This is a genomic window from Nostoc sphaeroides, assembly GCF_003443655.1.
Classification (GTDB): domain Bacteria; phylum Cyanobacteriota; class Cyanobacteriia; order Cyanobacteriales; family Nostocaceae; genus Nostoc; species Nostoc sphaeroides.
Genome location: NZ_CP031941.1, coordinates 2,275,720 through 2,295,722, shown reverse-complemented (window position 1 = coordinate 2,295,722; position 20,003 = coordinate 2,275,720). Strand labels below are relative to the sequence as shown.

At 42.2% G+C, this 20,003-nt stretch carries 20 protein-coding genes; 11 read left to right on the top strand and 9 right to left on the bottom strand.

The features are described 5' to 3' along the window. Positions 1-37: 37 nt before the first annotated feature. From D1367_RS10320 to D1367_RS31755, 4 genes are all read right to left on the bottom strand, one after another. Positions 38-571, bottom strand: coding sequence for a hypothetical protein (locus D1367_RS10320; protein WP_118171295.1), 534 nt, complete (start codon positions 569-571; stop codon positions 38-40). Positions 572-736: 165 nt separating this feature from the next. Then, the gene (locus tag D1367_RS10310; RefSeq protein WP_181985134.1) at positions 737-940 is read right to left on the bottom strand and encodes a hypothetical protein; all 204 of its coding nucleotides are present in this window, start codon (positions 938-940) and stop codon (positions 737-739) included. A 117-nt stretch (positions 941-1,057) separates the two neighbouring features. Then, positions 1,058-1,210, bottom strand: coding sequence for a hypothetical protein (locus tag D1367_RS31760; protein ID WP_220451031.1), 153 nt, complete (start codon positions 1,208-1,210; stop codon positions 1,058-1,060). 44 nt (positions 1,211-1,254) lie between these two features. Beyond that, on the bottom strand, positions 1,255-1,563 hold the full coding sequence (locus D1367_RS31755; protein WP_220451030.1) for an aldo/keto reductase: 309 nt from the start codon (positions 1,561-1,563) through the stop codon (positions 1,255-1,257). Between the two features lie 211 nt (positions 1,564-1,774). Here D1367_RS31755 and D1367_RS10300 point away from each other — a divergent pair, with 211 nt between their 5' ends. Both D1367_RS10300 and D1367_RS10295 read left to right on the top strand, forming a co-directional pair. Beyond that, positions 1,775-3,250 (top strand): efflux RND transporter periplasmic adaptor subunit, encoded by a 1,476-nt coding sequence (locus D1367_RS10300; protein ID WP_220451029.1) that lies wholly within the window; start codon positions 1,775-1,777, stop codon positions 3,248-3,250. A gap of 2 nt (positions 3,251-3,252) precedes the next feature. Beyond that, positions 3,253-4,419 carry an ABC transporter permease gene (locus tag D1367_RS10295; RefSeq protein ID WP_118166382.1) on the top strand — a complete coding sequence of 389 codons (1,167 nt, stop codon included), beginning with the start codon at positions 3,253-3,255 and terminating at the stop codon, positions 4,417-4,419. A 249-nt stretch (positions 4,420-4,668) separates the two neighbouring features. On the opposite strand, the gene D1367_RS10290 is transcribed toward D1367_RS10295, so the two are convergent. Then, positions 4,669-5,091, bottom strand: a complete 423-nt coding sequence (locus tag D1367_RS10290) for a mannose-binding lectin (RefSeq protein ID WP_118166381.1) — start codon at positions 5,089-5,091, stop codon at positions 4,669-4,671. Between the two features lie 711 nt (positions 5,092-5,802). Between D1367_RS10290 and D1367_RS10285 the strand changes: the two genes are divergently transcribed. The 4 genes from D1367_RS10285 to D1367_RS30075 all read left to right on the top strand — a co-directional run bounded on the left by D1367_RS10285 (position 5,803) and on the right by D1367_RS30075 (position 9,695). After that, positions 5,803-6,162, top strand: a complete 360-nt coding sequence (locus D1367_RS10285; protein ID WP_118166380.1) for a hypothetical protein — start codon at positions 5,803-5,805, stop codon at positions 6,160-6,162. A 491-nt stretch (positions 6,163-6,653) separates the two neighbouring features. Continuing rightward, positions 6,654-6,827: a hypothetical protein gene (locus D1367_RS30690; protein ID WP_181985133.1), complete on the top strand. Its 174-nt coding sequence runs from the start codon at positions 6,654-6,656 to the stop codon at positions 6,825-6,827. A gap of 99 nt (positions 6,828-6,926) precedes the next feature. Next, positions 6,927-8,876 (top strand): TolC family protein, encoded by a 1,950-nt coding sequence (locus D1367_RS10280; protein WP_118166379.1) that lies wholly within the window; start codon positions 6,927-6,929, stop codon positions 8,874-8,876. 453 nt (positions 8,877-9,329) lie between these two features. Continuing rightward, entirely contained in the window at positions 9,330-9,695 is a 366-nt protein-coding gene (locus D1367_RS30075) for a hypothetical protein (protein WP_147337349.1), read from the top strand. A 115-nt stretch (positions 9,696-9,810) separates the two neighbouring features. On the opposite strand, the gene D1367_RS10270 is transcribed toward D1367_RS30075, so the two are convergent. Further along, positions 9,811-10,266 (bottom strand): EVE domain-containing protein, encoded by a 456-nt coding sequence (locus tag D1367_RS10270; RefSeq protein ID WP_118166377.1) that lies wholly within the window; start codon positions 10,264-10,266, stop codon positions 9,811-9,813. A gap of 200 nt (positions 10,267-10,466) precedes the next feature. Then, a complete protein-coding gene (locus D1367_RS10265; RefSeq protein WP_118166376.1) occupies positions 10,467-11,111 on the bottom strand; it encodes a class I SAM-dependent methyltransferase in 645 nt (214 codons plus the stop codon). A gap of 138 nt (positions 11,112-11,249) precedes the next feature. Here D1367_RS10265 and D1367_RS10260 point away from each other — a divergent pair, with 138 nt between their 5' ends. From D1367_RS10260 to D1367_RS10240, 5 genes are all read left to right on the top strand, one after another. Then, entirely contained in the window at positions 11,250-12,905 is a 1,656-nt protein-coding gene (locus tag D1367_RS10260) for an ArnT family glycosyltransferase (protein WP_118166375.1), read from the top strand. 77 nt (positions 12,906-12,982) lie between these two features. Then, positions 12,983-13,450 carry a MarR family winged helix-turn-helix transcriptional regulator gene (locus tag D1367_RS10255; RefSeq protein WP_118166374.1) on the top strand — a complete coding sequence of 156 codons (468 nt, stop codon included), beginning with the start codon at positions 12,983-12,985 and terminating at the stop codon, positions 13,448-13,450. A 161-nt stretch (positions 13,451-13,611) separates the two neighbouring features. Further along, a complete protein-coding gene (locus tag D1367_RS10250) occupies positions 13,612-15,066 on the top strand; it encodes an HlyD family secretion protein (RefSeq protein ID WP_118166373.1) in 1,455 nt (484 codons plus the stop codon). Positions 15,067-15,546: 480 nt separating this feature from the next. Beyond that, positions 15,547-17,127, top strand: coding sequence for a DHA2 family efflux MFS transporter permease subunit (locus D1367_RS10245; protein ID WP_118166372.1), 1,581 nt, complete (start codon positions 15,547-15,549; stop codon positions 17,125-17,127). Positions 17,128-17,175: 48 nt separating this feature from the next. Continuing rightward, on the top strand, positions 17,176-17,745 hold the full coding sequence (locus D1367_RS10240) for a Uma2 family endonuclease (protein WP_118166371.1): 570 nt from the start codon (positions 17,176-17,178) through the stop codon (positions 17,743-17,745). Between the two features lie 35 nt (positions 17,746-17,780). Here the strand turns inward: D1367_RS10240 and D1367_RS10235 are convergent, their stop codons facing one another. Both D1367_RS10235 and D1367_RS10225 read right to left on the bottom strand, forming a co-directional pair. Further along, the gene (locus tag D1367_RS10235) at positions 17,781-19,010 is read right to left on the bottom strand and encodes a tetratricopeptide repeat protein (RefSeq protein WP_118166370.1); all 1,230 of its coding nucleotides are present in this window, start codon (positions 19,008-19,010) and stop codon (positions 17,781-17,783) included. 440 nt (positions 19,011-19,450) lie between these two features. Continuing rightward, a complete protein-coding gene (locus D1367_RS10225) occupies positions 19,451-19,915 on the bottom strand; it encodes a hypothetical protein (RefSeq protein WP_118171288.1) in 465 nt (154 codons plus the stop codon). Positions 19,916-20,003 lie beyond the last annotated feature (88 nt).

The following is a 20,003-nucleotide window of genomic DNA, read 5'->3' as shown; positions in this document are numbered from 1 at the left end:
TTTGGAGATGTCTATTAGTTTTTTTAGAAATTTTCACTTAATTTCCCATAAGTTTGCTCTTTTGTGAATAGTCTGTATAGCCTTGAATATTTTCTGGTTCAAATTGACGCAGTACGCGTGTAGCTTCGCGTATTAAATCCTCATTTCCGGTAACTGCAATTAAGTATTTGCCAGCATTCAGACGGTTACGATAAGGTAAAGCATCGCCACTACTAGCTGTTAACCTGACACTTCGACCGATTAAACCAGCGCCCAAAGCACCGCCTATACCTCCTAAGATCCCAGCAAGAAATTCATTGCCAAATCGAGCAAACTGGGGAAATATTTCAACTTCTGTGAAATGGTTGAAGGCATAACCTGCAACAAATCCAAAAATTACAAGCCCCCCAAAGAGCCGATTTGATTGTTTGCGGGCTTGCTTGTCAGGATCAATTAGTCCAAATTCATCAGCGCTTAAATAACCATCGCCCAAAATATTGACTTGTGAAGTTGGCAAGCCTGCTTTTTCCAGAGCAGAGTAGGCCGCTTCGGCTTGTATTCGATCTGGTAAAACTGCAACAAGGTAATTCATAAGACCCCACTTAATAAAGTTTTTTTGTGCAGCAATAAAACTGCTCAATACAATACTCTACTCTTCTTGAGCGTTGTTAAATGCAGCCCGAAAAATTTCTTGGGCGTGCTTGGGTAAGGCATAAATTTAGTTTCCTTACTTAATGAATGATAAGCTGATGCGCGTCTAAACTATATAAACACGATGTTGTTGACTGTTGACTGTTGACTGTTGACTGTTGACTGTTGACTGTTGATTGTTGACTGTTGACTGTTGACTGTTGATTGTTGATTGTTGATTGTTGATTGTTGATTGTTGATTGTTGACTGTTGATTGTTGATTGTTGATTGTTGATTGTTGACTGTTGACTGTTGACGGGTTTTCAGTCATCCGTCATCAGTCATCCGTCATCCATCATCCGTCATCCGTCATCCGTCATCCGTCATCCGTCATCCGTCATCCGTCATCCGTCATCCGTCATCCGTCATCCGTCATCAGTCCCCAGTCTCACGTTTGCACTTGGCTTTGAGGTGGAAAACCATGCTGGATTCTGCCTTCATCGCCATCAAATTTCATGGAGGTTTTGAAGAGTTCAAAACGCCCATCAGTTGCATATTGGACGCAACGATCGCGCAACGCTTGCATTTCTTTTGCCTGCATCGGTTGAAAACCACGGGCGATGTCTACGACGGGCTACGCCTATGCTAAATTTTGCAAACCTTCGTCATCAAAAAAGCCTTGTCTCGTCGCCCTTGCAACGCCTCTCCCATCCACTCTTCACTCCGATGCTGGTTATACTCCCAAGCGTTATCCATGAAAGTGATGCCATTGTCAATAGCTTCGTGGGTGATGCGAATTGCTTCTTCCTTGCTCTTTGCTTGCCCTAAAGTTGCACCTCCAAGTGCGATCGCTGACACTTTACCCCCTGTTTTTCCCAGTGGACGGAGAGGAATTTCACCAGTGTTTATAACCTCAGCTTCACATTGCATGAGTCGGAATAGTAATAAAAACATAAATCCTTGAATTATGCATAAAAAAGAAGTTTAAAAACCTTGAATTACTAGATTTAATTTCAGAATATTGAAGTGGAGTTAAGCAGTATACTAATTTTGATCGCTGATACAAGCAAGTCCTGCCGGGTGGTAAAGTTAGACAACGCCATTTCAACTATTTGATTCAGCCGCAAGGGATTGTATGACCTCAAAAACGGCGGGCGCTGCGCTTATGAAACAGGGTAAAAATAAATTTAACACAGGAGTTAAATGGTTAGCCTGGTCAGGAGTTTTGGCTTCGGTTAGCGCCGGGGGCTGGCTAGTTTATGTCCATCAAAATCGACCAGCAGAGTTGGCACAGCAGCCTGTTGTCACCGTAGAACGCGGCAACATTGAAACCTCAATCAATGAGAGTGGCATCCTTGAACTGCGTGGTCAACAGACTCTTAAATCTCCAGCAGAAGGCGCAGTCGATCGCGTGCTAGTACGGCTTGGCGATCGGGTAAAATCTGGTCAGCCACTGATTATTCTGCGTAACCCCGACCGACAAACTATCCTCAGCAACCAGCAGTTGCAGATTGAAAAACAGCAACTTACTCTGGCAAGTAACCGCCAGAAAGTTGTTGAAGCCGACGAAAAGCTAAAAGCAGCTAAACGGGAAAGCCAGACAAATAAGCAATTCCAGATTCAAAAACAGGAACTTACCCTAGAAAGTAATCGCCAAAAATTTGTCGAAGCTGAGGAAGACCTAAAAGCCGAGGAAAGGAAACTCCAGGAGCTTGAGGCTCTCGATAAAAGGGGCTTCATTGCCAAAAATGAACTTCGCACACAGGAGGAACAGGTTCGCCGCGCCAAATCTGCCGCAGGGCAGGCTCAGTTAACCGTTAACACCGATATCATCGAACTTCAGAACCTTCAGATAGAGCTACAAAATACCCAACAGCAAACGCAGAACAAAATTATGGAGGCTCAATCTGCGTTGCGGGAGGCTCAGTTAGCTGTCAACACTGATATCCGTGAACTCCAGCGCCTTCAGCTTGAACTTCAAAAAATCCAGCAGCAACTCCAGAATAATCTCTTGACTGCGCCTATTAATGGTAAAGTTCTCGACATCAAAGTTAAGGATGGGGAAGGAGTTCAGGTGCGTACTGATATGCTCACCTTGGGCGACCCCACCCAAGAACTGGTGTCGCTCCAGCTTTCCACCCTAAATGCGGCTAAAGTCCGAGTCAACCAATTAGCCCGCATCAGCGTTATCGGCCCTAATGCTCAGTCATTTCAGGGAAGGGTGCAGAGCTTGTCTCCTATAGCAACCACTTCTTCTGGGAACGAGAGCCAAAGCAGTAACCAACAATCGGGGCAAGCAACGGTATCTGCAAAAGTGCGACTTAATACCCCTTCTGGCAAGCTGATTCCAGGCAGCCAGGTAAATGTCGAGATTATTTTACAACAACGGCAGAATGTGGTGGTTTTGGACACGGAAGCGATCGTCCGCTCTGAAGAAAAGCCCTATGTATTGGTGCGGGATAAACAAGGTAAGGCTCAGAAAAAAAACATCACTTTAGGGCTAGAGGGGTTGACTAATGTGGAGGTAACTTCTGGTCTGCGCCCTGGCGATCAAGTGGTGCTGCCCGCAGCTGATTCTAAATCGGAACCAGGAACGCCAAGCGTTCCCGAAGACAATTCGACTGAAACTAAAAGCGAATAGCAATGAGTCTCAAATCTTTTGACCTACTAGCTCTTACTTGCCGCTCTCTGAGTGGCAATGCTCTGCGTTCCACCCTAACCACCTTGGGCGTTTTTATGGGTGTAGCTGCGGTAACAGCGACGCTTCAGGTCGGCAGCATCAGTAGGGCAGTGATTGCCCGTCAAATGGCAGAGCGAGATGCCCCTCAGGTCATAATATTCCCAGAGTCCCAACTTCTTCGGCTAGAAGACATGAAATTCTTGCAAAAACGGCTCTTGGGCTTGCAAGCAATCAGTGCCTCCAGTTCCCCAACTTCTTCTCAAACATTTTTTCAAGATCAGGAAGCAAAGAATCCTTTGATGTTGGGTGTTTCCCAAAACTTCTTGCTCACATCCGGTAAGCAATTAGTCAAGGGACGCTTCTTCACAAAAGCAGATTTTGCCAGCTATCGACCTGTGGTGGTAATTGATCAATTTCTGGCGGACAAACTTTTCAAAGGTCAAAAGCCAACGGGTAAGCGCATTTATGCCGATCGCAGACCCTATATCGTCGTGGGGGTGGTAAACACTAATCCCGGTAACAACGAGACGCCTGAAGGTGAGCTACTGATACCGATGTCGCTTTTCAACGCTTTAATGGGTAGCCAGGATATTGGAACTATTTGGATGCGCCCCCACAAACTCGAAGACCTGAAAAACTTGGAAGAACAGACAAGAAAACTGTTGGAGCAGCGCTTTCCAAGTCAAAAATTTTATGTTGCTAACAATGTTGAAGACATCCTGGAGCAACAAAAAACTCTTGAATCCGTTTCAATGGCACTGGCAGCAGTGGGAGTAATCTCTCTATTGGTGGGTGGTGTCGGCATTGCCAATATTACCATCGCCACCGTAGCGGAGCGGACTGCCGAAATTGGTCTGAAGCTAGCGATCGGGGCAACAAAGCAGGACATCATGTTGCAGTTCATTCTCGAAGCGGCGGTTTTGAGTTTGTTAGGGGGAACTGTGGCGCTGATGACAGTGCATGGGTTGACGTTGGTGGTTGTCGGTACTTTTGATTTGCCGTACCAATTTGAAAGCAGTACAGCCGCTTTGTCTTTAGGATCGGCGCTGCTGGTGGGGGTGGGCGCTGGTTTTCTCCCGGCTTTACGAGCTAGCCAGCTAAATCCTGTTACAGCTTTGCGTAGCACGTAGTGTTTGCCGCACGTGAATTACCCCACCTGATTTTAAAATTCAGGTGGGGTAGTTCATTTAGGGACTTCCAAGTAAAAAAATATTCCATTGCTATTGTTCACTATTGACCGTTGACGGTTCACGAGTTTTCAGTCAACAGTCAACAGTCAACAGTCAACGACTTGAATGTGGAATAATTTATTTTTTTGAGTTCCCTTACTCAAAAGGTTCGGGCAGCAAAACTGCCTCTAATTGCATCCTACTTACTACCTATGAATACCTCAAGTTTCCATTAATATTGTCGATTCCCCGAATCAGAATTGATGTTGAGTTTAATCTGCCATTTCTTGTACGACAATTTGCTCTTAGAGTAGCTCCAGAAACACGAATGTTCTGACAAGAAGCTGCATAACTACTAGCGGCTGTGGGACTACTACCATACCTCAAATTTCCATTAATATTGTCAATTCCTCTAATCAGAATTGATGTTCGGTTGAATGTGCCATTTCTTCTACGACAGTTTGCTGTTAGGGTGGCTCCAGTAACACCAATGTTCCGACAAGAATTTTGATAAGTACTAGGAGAGGATGGCCCTGCAAAAGCAGCATCAATAGGAACTGTAGCCAACATCGCACTACAAACTGCAAGAGTCATTAAACGTGGTGACTGACTTAGCTTTGTGAGATAAGACATGAGTATTCTCCTTTGATAAATTGAGTTTTATTGCCATCAATGCCTTCCCAAAAAATAGAGGTAGTCTAGCTTTTGCCGAAATAGCCCAAGATAAGAGCGTGGTTAACTGTTAGGCAAAACGTAAAGCCCTAGTCCAAACAGACACGATACTATAAATTCCTTCTACAAGAACCACATAGGATTTTATACGCTTGTTTTCGCTATAAGGCAAAAACAAGCGTGTAAAATCTTAGGTTTTATCTAGGCCAATACTCTTAAATTGGCGAAGGTATTAATTGCTATGAATTACCTTTGTATTTTAACTCACAAAGGACAATAGGAAAATATAACTACCAGCAGTTGTTTTTTTAGCCTGGTGGTATTACTTGCCTATTTTTGGTGCAGGAATTTCAAAAAAGAAAGTAAATCCAAACTCTGACAAAAGTTTGGGGTTTGCTCACAGTTCAGTTAGCCATAAAAACCTTAACTGCGTAGGTTGGGGAGCCACTGCGTTGGACGGGTTCCCCGGCTTGTTCGCGCTGCGTCTCCCCTTGGGAGAAGCAAGTGGCGTTTGAGAAACGAAACCCAACAATTAACGCTATAGCGTTATTCTCCTAGTACTAATAACAAAATAATGGCGGTGCTGTGCCGAGTGCTGGAGGAAGCATAGAAGCTGGGGCAGATAGATGTCCTCTGTAATTGGAAGCATAACTTTTCCGCTAGCGAAAGCTTATGCTTCCAATTACAATTCACCAACGCCTAGATTTTTATAAACCTCATCAGCATTTTCGCAATTCGCTCACTTTAGGTGCGGGAGGGAACCCGATTCCCCGTGTCTCTGTGAACGAACCACCAGGCGGAATGCTTCGGCAAGAACCATCTGCTGCAAAAGCCCATATCATACGAAAACGTTGTGTTCCACTGCAACGATTCGTAGCTGTGGCTACTATTTTATCAGGAGCCCGTGATATTACCTGTTTCGACTGTGTAAGGTTAACACAAGATGGCGCCGTTGCAGCTTGTGCATTATTTGGCCACGATGCAACAGCAAAAAGAACAGCAGGAATCAGCGTTATCAGCCTCTTTGATTGACTTGTATTTGCGATTGACATGATCTTCTGTAGGTTTAGTTATAGTTTTTTCACCTAGTTTTCTTAAGTAAAACTAAGCCGTCAATGCTTAATCTACTTAATTCAATTTTTATATCAATCAATATAGAAAATCAAGGCAATACAGCTTGTTTTTAAAACATAACTATAGTAATTATGTTTTTATTGTGTTAACTTTTGAAACGTCCAAAAGCAGTTTTAATGCTGAATAGTAATAATAAGTTTTTATAAGATTGCAACATATCAGAATTCCCCCAGACCTTTAAAAAAGAGGGACTGGGGGTATCATATTTGGGAAATATTTGGAGAAATGGTATAAAATTCCTCCGGCTTCCTGCTTTCCTTAAAACTTGGTTGTTAATAATTCTATAATCTTTTGCGCTCAAAACTAAAGCACTTTTGTTTCCGAAAGTTACACAAAAAGTAAAGTAAGCAGTTTAGGGTAAAATCAAGACTAGTATTCAGACAGCAGCAATGGGTTTTACTAAACGTAAACTACTACCCGATGCAACTTACAAATCTGACAACGCCAACCTGACAGTGGCGGCGGTGTCTAAAGATTTGATAGCGAGTTACGGCTCAATTACCTCACCACGCCTACGGCATTCCTCTATGAGCATAAGGAGAGGAGATAAAGGCGAGGTGTGAGTCATGAAGGCAACGTGCGATCGCTTTATCTAAACAACGCCAAAAATCAATCTCAATCTAAATTAGGCGAGCAGAACAATCTACTAAATTAATCTCATCATGCAGAAGCTACCTAACCAAGATTCTCAACCTCAAAACCAACTTTATCTATCTTTGCGATCGCTCAACTTATTCTTACTTAATGCGGTCGTTGTTTCAACTGTTATTCTGGGTACAACTCGTATTCTCACCCAGATTTTTAAGTCCCCGAAGATATTCACACCTGCTGTTGGCGTTGAGACAGCAGTCAAACCGCCAATCGTTAGCGAAGGCAATCAGCCAATTAGTAACGACAGGAAAACGCGATCGCATCCAACAGACCAAGAACGCCAACAGCCAACAAACAGCGCAAAACCTACACTTGACGCTTCAAAAATGCACAACACACTTGTAGCTAATTTGCAACCTCAGAATCAAAATAACCAGCAGCTTCTTAACAACCAGACGCGATGGTCGAAGACCCGCCTTCGGCGATCGCTCTTAACCTTCAACTTAATAAATGATAAGCAGCCGCCGCCGGACTTGGTTAGAGCGCCATCTCAAAGCGTCTCCAAAGAAGAATCACCGATCAACTTTCAGTTAACCACTGATACGCAAGGAGAGCAAACCCAAGCAGCAGCGCTAATTTCTCAGAATCAATTTCCAAAAGTCGAAAAAAAGGCTGAAAATAGTCTCAAACAAAATCAACAGGAATCATTACAGAATGCTGGTACAGTTGCACTGAAGCTTTCTGATATTGTCGTTTTGGCTTTGCAAAACAATAGAACGATTAAAAACTCATATCTCGAAAGGATAGCTCAAAGACAAGACCTGGCAGTGGCAGAAGATAAATTTGCTCCTGATTTTACACCCTCCCTTTCAATGTCGGTAGCATCATCCGAGTCTAGTGCAACCACAACTACTAATGAAGCCGGTCTTGAGGCAAAAATGAAGATTCCCACCGGGGGAGAACTGAGTTTTGGCTTCGCAGGTAACGCTCTAACGCCAAAGATAAGTTTTAACCAACCTCTATTGAGAGGAGCTGGAGTCGATGTAAACAGAGCTTCAATTAAGACTGCTCGACTCACAGAAAAAAGCAATGTCCTGGGTTTAAAATCGACATTGACCAATACTATTACGGATGCTATTTTGGCATACCGAAATTTACTCCGCGCTCAGGAACAATTGAAAATCGAACAGCTTTCTCTGAAAAGCGCTCAAGAAATTCTGGAAATTAACCAAGCTCTGATTGCTGCGGGTAGGTTAGCACCAGTTGAAATTATCCAAAGCCAGACAGCGATCGCTAACCGACAAGTCAGCTTGGTGGCTGCTCAAAATAGTCTTCAGTCAACAAAGTTAGCTTTACTTCAGGTTCTCGATATCGATCAAAATACTAATATTGTGGCAGCAGAAGTTCCCAAGGCGTCACCCGTTACTTTAGACCAAAACAAAATAAAGCAATTAGCGCTCTTAAATCAGCCGGAATATTTGCAGGCACAGTTAAACCAAGATATAGCTAAACTTAACCTGTTAGAGGCAGAAAATAACAGACGTTGGGACTTAGGTTTAAATATCAGTTATGACAATGCAGGAAACAATGCAACACCAGACGTTAGAGCCGGGCTAATTTTTAGCAAAACATTAGGCGATCTGACAGTCGAACAAACATTTCAGCGCAGTCGAGTCAACCTACTGCAAACAGAAAACAATTTGAACGAGCAGCGTGAAAGTTTAGATATTCAGGTAACAGACGGAATTAGAGATGTTAATTTGAGTTTTAAGCAGGTCGAACTTGCAGGGCAAGCCAGGGAGTCTTCTGAACGACAACTAGAGATAGAAAGAGAAAAACAGAGATTAGGCAGGGGATCTGGAGTCTTCGAGATTGTCAGTCTAGAAAATAGTTTGGTAGAGGCAAGAAATGCAGAACTTAATGCAACTATTGAATATCTCAATGCTTTGACAAACCTTGATAAAACTGTAGGAACCACATTAAACACTTGGCAAATAACAATTGAGAGGAATCAAAATTGATTTTTCTATGGATGCAACCACTTCCAATACTAGGGGAAACGCATCTTATTTATTTACTATTGAAGAAGAATTCAAAAAGCAGAATTCAGGAGCGGAGCCGGAGACTCCGAAACGGGTGCATCCCAGTTTTTATTATTCGATGAAATAATAAAATAAAACAAGTCATTGCGAGGAACGAAGCAATCCCAGCCATTGCGATTGCTTCGTCGTTCCTCCTCTCTACGAGACGCACTCGCGTTCGCAATGACGGAAGATTGTTAGATTTTGAAAAAGTGGGATGCTCCCACTCCCCACTCCCTCTCTACACAAATAATTTCAAAAATCAAAGCGGACTGCTATATAAGTAAATTTCGTTACTTTTGCCTTACTAAAGTTTGTGAATTCTGAACTATATAATTGCTCAACTTAAGTATTAAATAAAATTATTACCAATACTCTAGGAAAAGCAAAGACGTGAACCGTTTCAAAAAGCTATCCTCAATTGTGTTCCTGCTATTAGCCTTCATTTATCCACCTACTTTGGCTGAAGCCAAGGATAATACTCTAAATAATGTTCTCAATGAACCAAGTCTTGACGCCCAGATAAAATTAGTTGGAGAGCAAAGTGAAGAGCTTTTGTTAGCTCATCGACGGACTCGACGACGTTATCATAGACGCCAACGGACTGGGCAATATAATTATCAACGCCAGCAGAATCGACGACATTATTACAGACGACGCTATCGCTCTGTACGTTATCACGGACAACCATATCGTCATGGAGAATGGGAACTTGTGCGTGATCGTCATGGACGATTAATATATGATTGGCAGCGTTAATAGTAAAGTTCACACCCAATTTTCCCAGAGAATCTTTATGCGTAAATCCTAATGTAGGCGTGAGCATCTCAACTTTGACGCACTTTTATTTACCTAGACCTAGTGTAATTTTAAACTAGAAGGTTTTCATCGCCAGAATCTTCAAAGCTACTGCTTCAGGGACGGGCATCACTGATAACCGATTTCCTTGTCTGACCAACATTAACTCTTCGGCGCTAAACTCTTCTTTAAGTATTGATAGCAAGATGGGGTTAGAAAAAGCCTCAACAAATTTCACTACAACTGTTTGCCACCGAGGGGATTCGGAACTCGATTTCGGGTCGTAGTATTTACTTTCTGGCTCAAACTGGGTCGGGTCAACAATATCTTTTTTTACTACACGCATTAACCCAGCAATACCGGGAGGATTAGTGCTGGAGTGATAGAAAAAAGCTAAGTCTCCTTCATGCATTTGGCGCAAAAAGTTGCGAGCTTGATAATTGCGAACACCGTCCCAGATAGTCTCGTTCTGCTGTTGAAGGTCAGCAATGCTATAGGCTTCTGGTTCTGATTTCATTAGCCAATAATTCATCTACACAAATTATCTATATACAAAAGTATTTTAATTTTGAGCAGGTAAGTAAGTTCGTAGTAAGGACTTTAGTCCTTATTTTCTAAGCACGCTTTGTGCTTACTACAAACCCTCTTGCACTAGCTTAGACATTGTACTAGGGACTTCCAAGAAATAGTTGTATATTTTTTTATTTGGAAGTCCCCTAGTGAATATTTGACTTAACTACGGTAAGCTATAACGGCATAAAACGGATCTCCTCCAGCTGCACCCAACCACTGTAAAAAATTCGGTAATGTTGATTTATTAGCTATAACTTCTGCGGTTGTAAATCCTGGAACTGAGGCGAAATACTCTTTGACTAATTCCACTCGCTGTGCTTCTGAAGCTTCTCGCCAAGCTTGAATCGCTTTTTCAAAAAACATCCGGTTGGAAAAGCTGATAATTGCGACACCACCGGGTTTCAAGATGCGGTAAATTTCAGAAAATACTGCTTCTGGATATTGCACATACTGCACAGATACGCAATTGAGAACAGCATCAAAATCTTCATCTGGTAAAGGTAGCTGCGGATTTTCGTTAAGATTTTGCACAAAGTAATGATTTAAACGGGGATTTCGTGCTAGTTCCTCACCGTTGAGTCCGTGTCCTTCCACATGGGCAAACTGCATTTCTTCTGGTAGATGAGACACCCAGCTGCTCATCATATCAAAAATGCGGGTGTTGGGTTTGAGGCGATCGCGATATAAATCTGTTAGCTGTTGAATAAATCCTTCATCGACATGGGTAACAAAGCGGGGATAAGCATAGAACAGCTTATCGTCTGTGTCGTCTAATTTCAGGCGTTGATTCGGTTTTAACTGCATAAATCTCTGCTTTAGAGGGCTTTTTCCGAAAATTACTGCAATTTCAGATATTTTTTAACAAACACTATGTAACATATTTTAATAACAGTAGGGCACATAAACGAGTCTAAATAGCAGCATTCAATTTTTATCAATTCAATGTTATATAAACTACAATTCTTGCAGTATATTAGACGACTCCGCTTAGTAGCATTATTACCCTATTTAAGTTTGTTAGTTTGGATACTGCCCTTATTATTATTTACTTCTGGGCACAATAGCCTGATGGCACATGATGAAGCACTTTACGCATCGCGTGCCCGTCTAATGTTTGATTCTGGTAATTGGATAACTCCTTGGGAAACAGCACATCATAAAACCCCTGGCCCTTATTGGATAATTGCCAGTTTCTACAAGCTGTTTGGGATGAGTGATACTAGTGCGCGTATTCCTAGTATGATTGCTAGCATTTTTAGCTTATGGCTGGTGTATGAAATCGGCAAAATTATGCTAGGCAAAAAATTAGCTTGGCTTGCTGCTGCAATTTTAAGTGTGGAATTTCTCTGGCTGCAATACTCTCGCTTAAGTACACCTGATCTGCCGATGATTTTCTTGGTACTTTTAGCTATTTGGTCTTTAATCAAAACGGAATTACATCCTAAATATCGCTATTTTTGGAGTTTTATAGCTGGTTTAAGTTTAGGTTTAGGCTTCTTAGTCAGAAGCTTTATGATTTTTTTGCCAATCGTAGCTTTACTCCCTTATTTAATTTGGGAACATCGCCGTCATCATCATCTTACTAACCCATTTTTGTATTTAGGCTTTTTTGTCGGTTTAATCCCTACCTGCATTTGGCTGTGGTTAAGCTGGCTGCACTACGGAAATCAAAGTTTTGACGAGTTGCTCAAGTTTGTTGTGCAACTAGGTTCTGAAAATAATTATAGAAATGATCGGCTGTTTTATTTATGGAATATTCTTTTAAAAGCATTTCCTTGGGCTTTTTTTGGACTTTTAGGTTTGTTTTTGACTGTCCGTCGTCCGATTGCTCGTTATCAGTTAATATTAGTTGGCTTTCCAATTGTCCTATTTTGTGAACTTAGTCTTTTTAGCACTCGTCTCCCTCACTATAGTCTTTGCCTTTATCCATTTATAGCTTTGTTTGCATCTGTGGGTTTAAACTGGTTAGGTAGTATTTACCAGACAGGAATTTCCCCCCAATTACCTCTTCAAAAAGGTAAAATAAATATATTAAGCCTTTTTGCAAAGAAGAATCTTCCTCGAAATATCAGTTATGGCTTTGGTGGGTTCGGTGTTTTACTTGTAATAACGAGTATTGGTGTTCTTCGTTGGGGTAGTTCTGATATCCGCAACTATGCAACTATTGCCTTAGTTTTGGGCTTGGGTTGGTTAATTTTACCTGTGGTGTGGATTAGTCGTTACCACTTTGGCAAAAAGTTTCTCACAGCCCGTTATTGGATTGCAGGTTGGTTAATTCCCTGTTGGCTGGCTTTGGCGACGACTGGTAGCATAGGTCTATTAAGTGACTATAACCCTGTTTTAAGAAGTTTTTTACAACAAAGCGCGATCGCCTCAATTCTCCAATCTCATCCTACCTACTATGTGCAAATAGACCAGAAAACCCAAGTAATGTTTGAGTTCTATCTTTCTACTCATGCCCAACAAGTAGCCTCTATTTCCCAAATACCACCTTTGAGCTATGCTTGGATCTATGCTGATCAGTCCCCTAAATTATCTCGACCTCACCGCATTATCGGCACTGTTAAAGAGTACCAGTTGATTCAAGTTCTTCCCTAAGACAGATGCCAAGCAACTATTGCTAAAAAAGACTAGTCTAGTTATAATAATAGTACGCATACTAAGTATTTTGCTAAATGGTTTCTACATCTAATCATTCCCCAGCTTTAGATTCGTGGCAGCAAAATCTGGCACCATACAATTTGGGTTACAGAATCAAATTAGTCTCACAACTACTCGGACGCAAGTTTACAGATAGGCTAGAACCCTTTGGACTTACGCCATTTCACTGGCTGGTGTTGTGCTGTTTGTGGCAAGAAGATGGTTTACCTACTTCTAGTATTGGGGACAAACTCAAACAAGTGGGGGGGACTTTAACAGGCGTACTAGATCGGATGGAAGAACGCGGCTTGGTGCGTCGAGAACGCGACATTCACGATCGCCGCATTTGGCGAATCTGGCTCACGGATGCAGGTAGGGAATTAGAAACTGTTTTACCCCCAATCGCCGCAGCCGTGCGTGATGAAGCGATGGACGGTATTTCCTTTGCTGACCGAGAAATATTTTCCCAAATCTTGAATCGGGCGATCGCTAACCTCTCCTAAAGATAATGCCATAATCACCCGGCCGGGGGAGGTGCTGTAAAGAATTGTTTTGAGATAATAATACGCATACTAAGGAAATAAGAATTTTTTTCAGAAAATACTACGCATTCTAAATAAAAGACTATCAATCAAATTATTGAACGAACAAAGAGTTAAGAATCATGACCAGTAATACTTTTAACGGACACAACCAAAACAAAACCCCATTTATCGGAAAACAATTGATTCCTGATTCCGAGACTTTAGAAACTGTGACAGCAGAAGCAACTGTTGTAACACCTGAGATAGAGAAAGAAAAAGAAGTTCCACCGAAGCGCAAAAGACCGACTGGTTTAATATTGGCAGCATTAGGTGTGAGTGCGATCGCCGCAGGTGGTTTTGGTTATAACTATTGGCAATACGCCTCCACCCACCAAGAAACCGACAACGCCACTGTTGCTGGAAACATTCACCAAGTTAGTAGCCGCATTCCCGGAACTATAAGTGAAGTACTTGTGAATGATAACCAACTGGTGCAACCGGGACAATTGTTAGTGAAGTTAGATCCACGGGACTATGAAAGCAAGGTACAACAAGCAGCAGCAGCCCTAGAAAATGCTCGTGGACAGGCGCAAGCCGCCCAAGCAAATATTGCTCTAAGTTCAGAAACTACCACTGGTAAGACAACTCAAGCGCAGGGAGATGTTAGCGGTGCGGTAGCAGCAATTTCCACAGCCCAAGCAGCAGTCCAAGAAGCCCAAGCTGGGATACCAGCAGCGCAAGCCCAAGTTAGACTAGCCGAAGCAGGGATTCCCGCCGCCCAAGCGCAGGTAGCGCAAACAAATGCGAACTTGGAAAAAGCCCAAGCAGATTACAATCGCTACAACCAGTTGTATAAATCAGGTGCGATCGCTCGTCAGCAGTTAGATACAGCCAAGGCAGCTTATGATGTGGCTACGGCACAGAAAAACGCCGCTATTCAGGGAGTAGAACAAGCCCAAGCTAAGTTAGCGTCTGCGAGAGTTGGTGTCGCCCAAGCCCAGTCTCAACTAGCACAGGCGCAAGAAAATGTAGTCAACGCCCAAGCTAAATTGGCAGCATCTAGGGGAGGATTGCAACAAGCTACCGCAGGCGGACAAGATACCACAGTAAAACGTAGCCAATACGAAGCGGCAAAAGCAGCGATCGCGCAATCGGAAGCATCGCTAAAAGATGCACAATTGCAACTATCTTACGCCAACGTTACCGCCCCCAGTGCCGGACGAGTAGGTAGGAAAAACGCCGAAGTTGGCAATAGAGTCCAATCGGGAACACCATTAATGGCGATCGTGGATAACCAGTATTGGGTAATTGCGAACTTCAAAGAAACTCAATTAGAAAAGATGCGCCCAGGAGAGCCAGTAGAAATTAAGCTCGATAGTTTCCCTCATCACACCTTTGTTGGTCGTGTTGACAGTATTTCCCCAGCTTCCGGCGCTCAGTTTGCCTTATTACCACCGGATAACGCTACAGGTAACTTTACCAAAGTTGTGCAACGCATCCCAGTAAAAGTAGTTTTTGACCAAAAGAGCATTCAAGGATACGAATCGCGGATTACTCCGGGGATGTCTGCGGAAGTTGCGGTGGAAGTCAAGTAATATCATGTCCACTAAATTACTCATAATAAAAGAACCCCACCCCCTCCCGAAAAGCGAGGCTATGGTGTACACAAAACTCGAATTACCCCCCTTATAAAGCAATACAGTTCAATTAAGCAATTTTTTCCTTCTCTTTCTTCTCTCTGCGTCCTCTGCGTCTTGGCGGTTCGTTAAAAAATTGACTTGGATAACAGAGTTTTAGCCTTAACCCAAGCGTATTGCCTTATAAAGGGGGGAAACAAGAAGATAAATCTAGTTCCCTCCCCTTTATAAGGGGAGGGTTAGGGTGGGGTAAAACCTTTGCAAATGATTTAGGACTGCTATTATATAATGTTCAATAATTGAACTACAGCACTCTCTACTTTCCGTCTAAGTTGTGGTCTAAATAACTGAAAAATGCTGTAATTTTACTGTTCAGAGAGAAAGATAAGATTTCAGAAAATATTTTTTGCTACTTAATATTGAAACAGGAAAAACCCTATGGCTAATACAGGCGTAATTGATCAGCAAGCACCACCAGAACGTGTCCCCTTAAGAACTTGGATTGGTGTATTAGCCAGTATGCTTGGTGCATTTATGGCGGTATTGGATATTCAAATAACTAATGCTTCACTGCAAGATATTCAAGCAAGTTTAGGAGCAACCCTAGAAGAAGGTTCTTGGATTTCTACGGCGTATCTCGTAGCAGAAATTGTGGTAATTCCTCTAACAGGATGGTTATCACGGGTGTTTTCTCTACGGCGTTATTTGCTAGTAAATACCGCACTATTTATTTTATTTTCTATATGCTGTGCTTGGTCGTGGAATCTCAATTCCATGATTTTCTTTCGCGCCTTACAAGGTTTTAGCGGAGGAGTATTAATTCCTACTGCTATGACAGTTGTCTTAACGACTTTACCGCAATCTAAGCAATCTGTTGGGCTGGCTGCATTTGGGTTTAGTGCAGTTTTTGCACCTTCAATTGGCCCAACTTTAGGAGGTTGGTTAACAGAAAACTTTGGTTGGGAATACAACTTTTATATAAATGTAATTCCTGGGGCATTAATGCTAGCTGGTGTTTGGTATGGAATTAAGCAAGAAAAACCCCAAATGAATTTACTGAAACAAGGTGATTGGTGGGGAATTATTGCGATGGCTATTGGGTTAGGTTCCCTGCAAGTTGTTTTAGAAGAAGGTAGCCGCAAAGATTGGTTTGGTTCAGCTTTGATTGTACGATTAAGTGTGATTGCAGTAATTTTTCTGGCGATATTTTTCTTTATAGAATTAACTCGAAAGCAACCATTTATTAATCTACGGCTTTTGTCTAGACGTAACTTCGGTTTAGCCAGTATTGTCAATGTGTCGTTGGGGGTAGGGTTGTATGGTTCAATTTATATTTTACCGTTGTATCTTGCCCAAATTCAAAAATACAATGCGCTACAAATTGGTGAAGTATTGATTTGGGCTGGTATTCCTCAACTATTTATTATTCCCCTCATCCCCAAATTGATGCAACGCATTGATGTGCGGTTAATGGTCGCTGTTGGTGTGACTTTGTTTTCCATCAGTGCATTTATGAACTCTGGAATGACTAATCAAACAGGATTAGATCAGTTACGGTGGTCGCAATTTGTGCGTGCAATGGGACAACCCCTAATTATGGTGCCTCTGACTTCTATTGCCACTGCTGGATTAAGTCCGAAAGAAGCAGGTTCGGCAAGTGGTTTATTTAATATGATGCGGAATATGGGCGGTTCTATCGGAATTGCTTCTTTAGCAACTTTATTAGCAAACAGAGAACAATTTCACTCGAATAGATTGGGTGATACAGTATCTTTATATAACCCAGAAACTCAACAGAGAATTGACCAAATGACGCAGTATTTTGTCAGTAAGGGAGCAGATTTAAGTACAGCACAAAATCAGGCGATCGCAGCCATATCTAATATAGTCCGTCGGGAAGCTTATGTAATGGCTTTTAACGATTGTTTTTACTTTATTGGCATTGCTTTGCTACTCAGTGGTCTTGCCGTTTTATTCTTTAAAAAAGTGAAGCCCACTGGTGGCGCTGTCGCCCATTAAATTGGTTCTATGGGTTACAATGTTTGGTAAAATTATTAAGGTACTAAAATGGTCGTTAGCCAAAGTGAGTACTATATCTCCCCAGAAGAATATCTAGAAGGCGAGAAATTTAGTGAAATCAAACACGAGTATATTGATGGGCAAGTCTACGCAATGGCAGGGGCAAGTGATGCTCATGTCACAGTAGTAGGGAATTTGTTTATACTGCTGCGAAACCATCTGCGGGGTAGTGGTTGCCGTGTCTACATGTTAGATATGAAAGCAGAAATTGATGTGATAAATCGCTATTTCTATCCTGATGTGATGGTGACTTGTGATATACGAGATAAAGAATCTGAATATTTTAAGTCCCATCCTTGCTTAATTATCGAAGTGCTTTCTGAGTCAACAGAAGGCTATGACAGAGGCAAGAAATTCGCTAGTTACCGACACTTAGAATCACTACAAGAATATGTGCTAATTTCACCAGATCGAATGAGTGTCGAATGCTTCCGTCGCAATGAAGAAGGACATTGGGTACTTTACCCTTATGAAAAAGAGCAAGAAGTACATTTAACTAGCGTTGATTTTCGGTGTGCGATCGCAGCTATATATGAAGATGTAGTATTAGTACCCTAATCCAAAATTCGAGGATTGAATAGCATTAATATTGGCTACAAATTTGCTTTCGAGACTTTTTCAATTTGCCCAGCAAAGTATGCTTCCTCATGTTTGAGTTGTTGCGCTAATTCTAATCCTTTTTGAAAGGCTGTTAATGCTTTAGGAAACTCTTTACGTTCTAGATACAATTGCCCAATTTGGTCATAAGCTTGCATCAGCCCGTAAAAGTTGGCGGCTTGCGTCTCTGTCTCCACAAGAATTTGGCTAGCCTGCAAAGCCTCATCTGTTTGTCCTTGAGAACGGTACAGCGCAATTAACTTCTGCAAAGCTTCACCAGCCCGAACGTATTCCTTTAATTGCCAAGCAGTGGTATAAGCTTCTTGATAATTTTTAAAAGCTTCTAGCAGTAAGTTAGGATCTTTCTTTGCTAGAGATTCGTAATTTGAAGCGATCGCTAGCTTTAATTCTGGTATTTCAGTAAGATTATTTTCACTAACGTAAATTTCTACTAGTTTATTAAGTACATTCAATGACTGCTGCGGTTGGTTTGTCTGGTCGTAAATTTCAGCCAGTTGTTGCAGATATGTTACCTCGTTGACACCAACGCCAAAAGATGTAGCTAAACTCAATAATTCCTCGTAGATTGGCGCAGCTTTGACATAATCAAACCAACTCAAATGTAGTTCCCCAATTGTCTTAAGGGTTTCTACTACTGCTGTTGTATTTTTTTGCTCTCGCACCACTAACAAAACTTGGTCGTAAGCTTCCACAGCTAGTTTAGGCGATCGCACATTTTGATAAGCTTGACCTAGCGATCGCCACAATTCTAGATCAATTGGGGCAGTTGAATTCTTAGATTGTGCCTGTTTTTGAATTGCTTGCAATCGTAGCGTAATATATTGTACTTCCTGCCCATCATTTTGCTTCCAGGCGATCGCCCCGACTCGTGATAGTGCTTGCACCTCTGGTAATGAACCTAAAAAGCGCCGCAAACGAAGTTCCCGGTTCCAAATTTCAAACGCCGCCACCCCATCCCCTGCTTGCAGTTTCGCAGCGGCTTCTTGATTTAAAGCATCCAGCGCCGGTTCTAACTTTTGCTGTTCTTGGAGAGTTAACGGCTGTTTATCCTTGGGCAAACGTGGTAGCAGTGGATCGGGTGTGGTAACTTCTAGGAGATTAGGAGGAAATTTATCCGGTGGTTTCGGCTTTTTAGTCTGTGCCAGCGTCAAGGAACTGCTAAAAAGTATAGTGGCAGTAACAATCACAATTAAGCGCCTGAACATGGGTACTTTACCTTGCCTTGAGTTAGTTGCATGAGTTAATTATCCCCATGCCCTATTATTTTTACAGAAAGTAGTGGGCTTATAAATTCCCAATATTTTCCAAAAATCAAGTTAAGGGACTTCCAAATAAAAAAATGTTCCAAAACTGACGCAAAAACTCTCTCTATTTCTTCTCTCTGCGTTCTCTGTGTCTCTGTGGTTCGTTTATTGGGGAGCATCCCAAATGTGCAAGTTTATTTTTATACGGGATTTTGGCTTAGAACAATAATGAAATAACGAACCGCCAAGGACGCCAAGAGCGCCAAGGAAAGAGGTTTGTACAGGGTTTTTATGTCAGTCCTGTAGCTTTTGGCTTGCATTGGGATGCTCCCGTTTATTGGAATAATTTATTTCTTGGAAGTCCCTTAATATCAAGTTAGTATTAACAAAGTCTTTGCGGGTCATTGACTTTCTTTTTCTGCTTTGGCTCGTTCCTGTGTCAAGCTATCAATAGCATCACCCAAAGCAGTAGTAAGGCTATTGCGGGTTTGAGCGTGGTTATCCTGCTCAGTTTTCAAAGCTTGCAAGAGGCGATCGCGTTCTTTGATTACGGCAATGAGTTTAGCTTGCAATTCCTCCACAGATTTCAGTTGTTCTATTTCTTGGTGGATCGCTGTTACTGGTGTTCCAGCAGCCAGTGTCTCCATTTCAAGACCCTGGAGTTTATGCAATTCTGCCTTGAGGGATGCGATCGCCTGTTGGGACAATTGGGCATCTGTGCGGCGTTGTTCTGCTTCTATGTTATAAAGCTGACGCCATTTTTGGGCACTTTCCCAAGCCGTATTGCGATCGCTCTGAAGTCCCGCCATCTGCTCTTTGAGTGTCTGGATTTCTGTCAACCACTGTTGTGTTAAATCTTGATTCATAAATAATTTGTCATTAGTCATTAGTTTTCTTCCCCTGCTCCCCCTGCTCCCTACTCCCCACTCCCCACTCCCCACTAAGTATTATTGC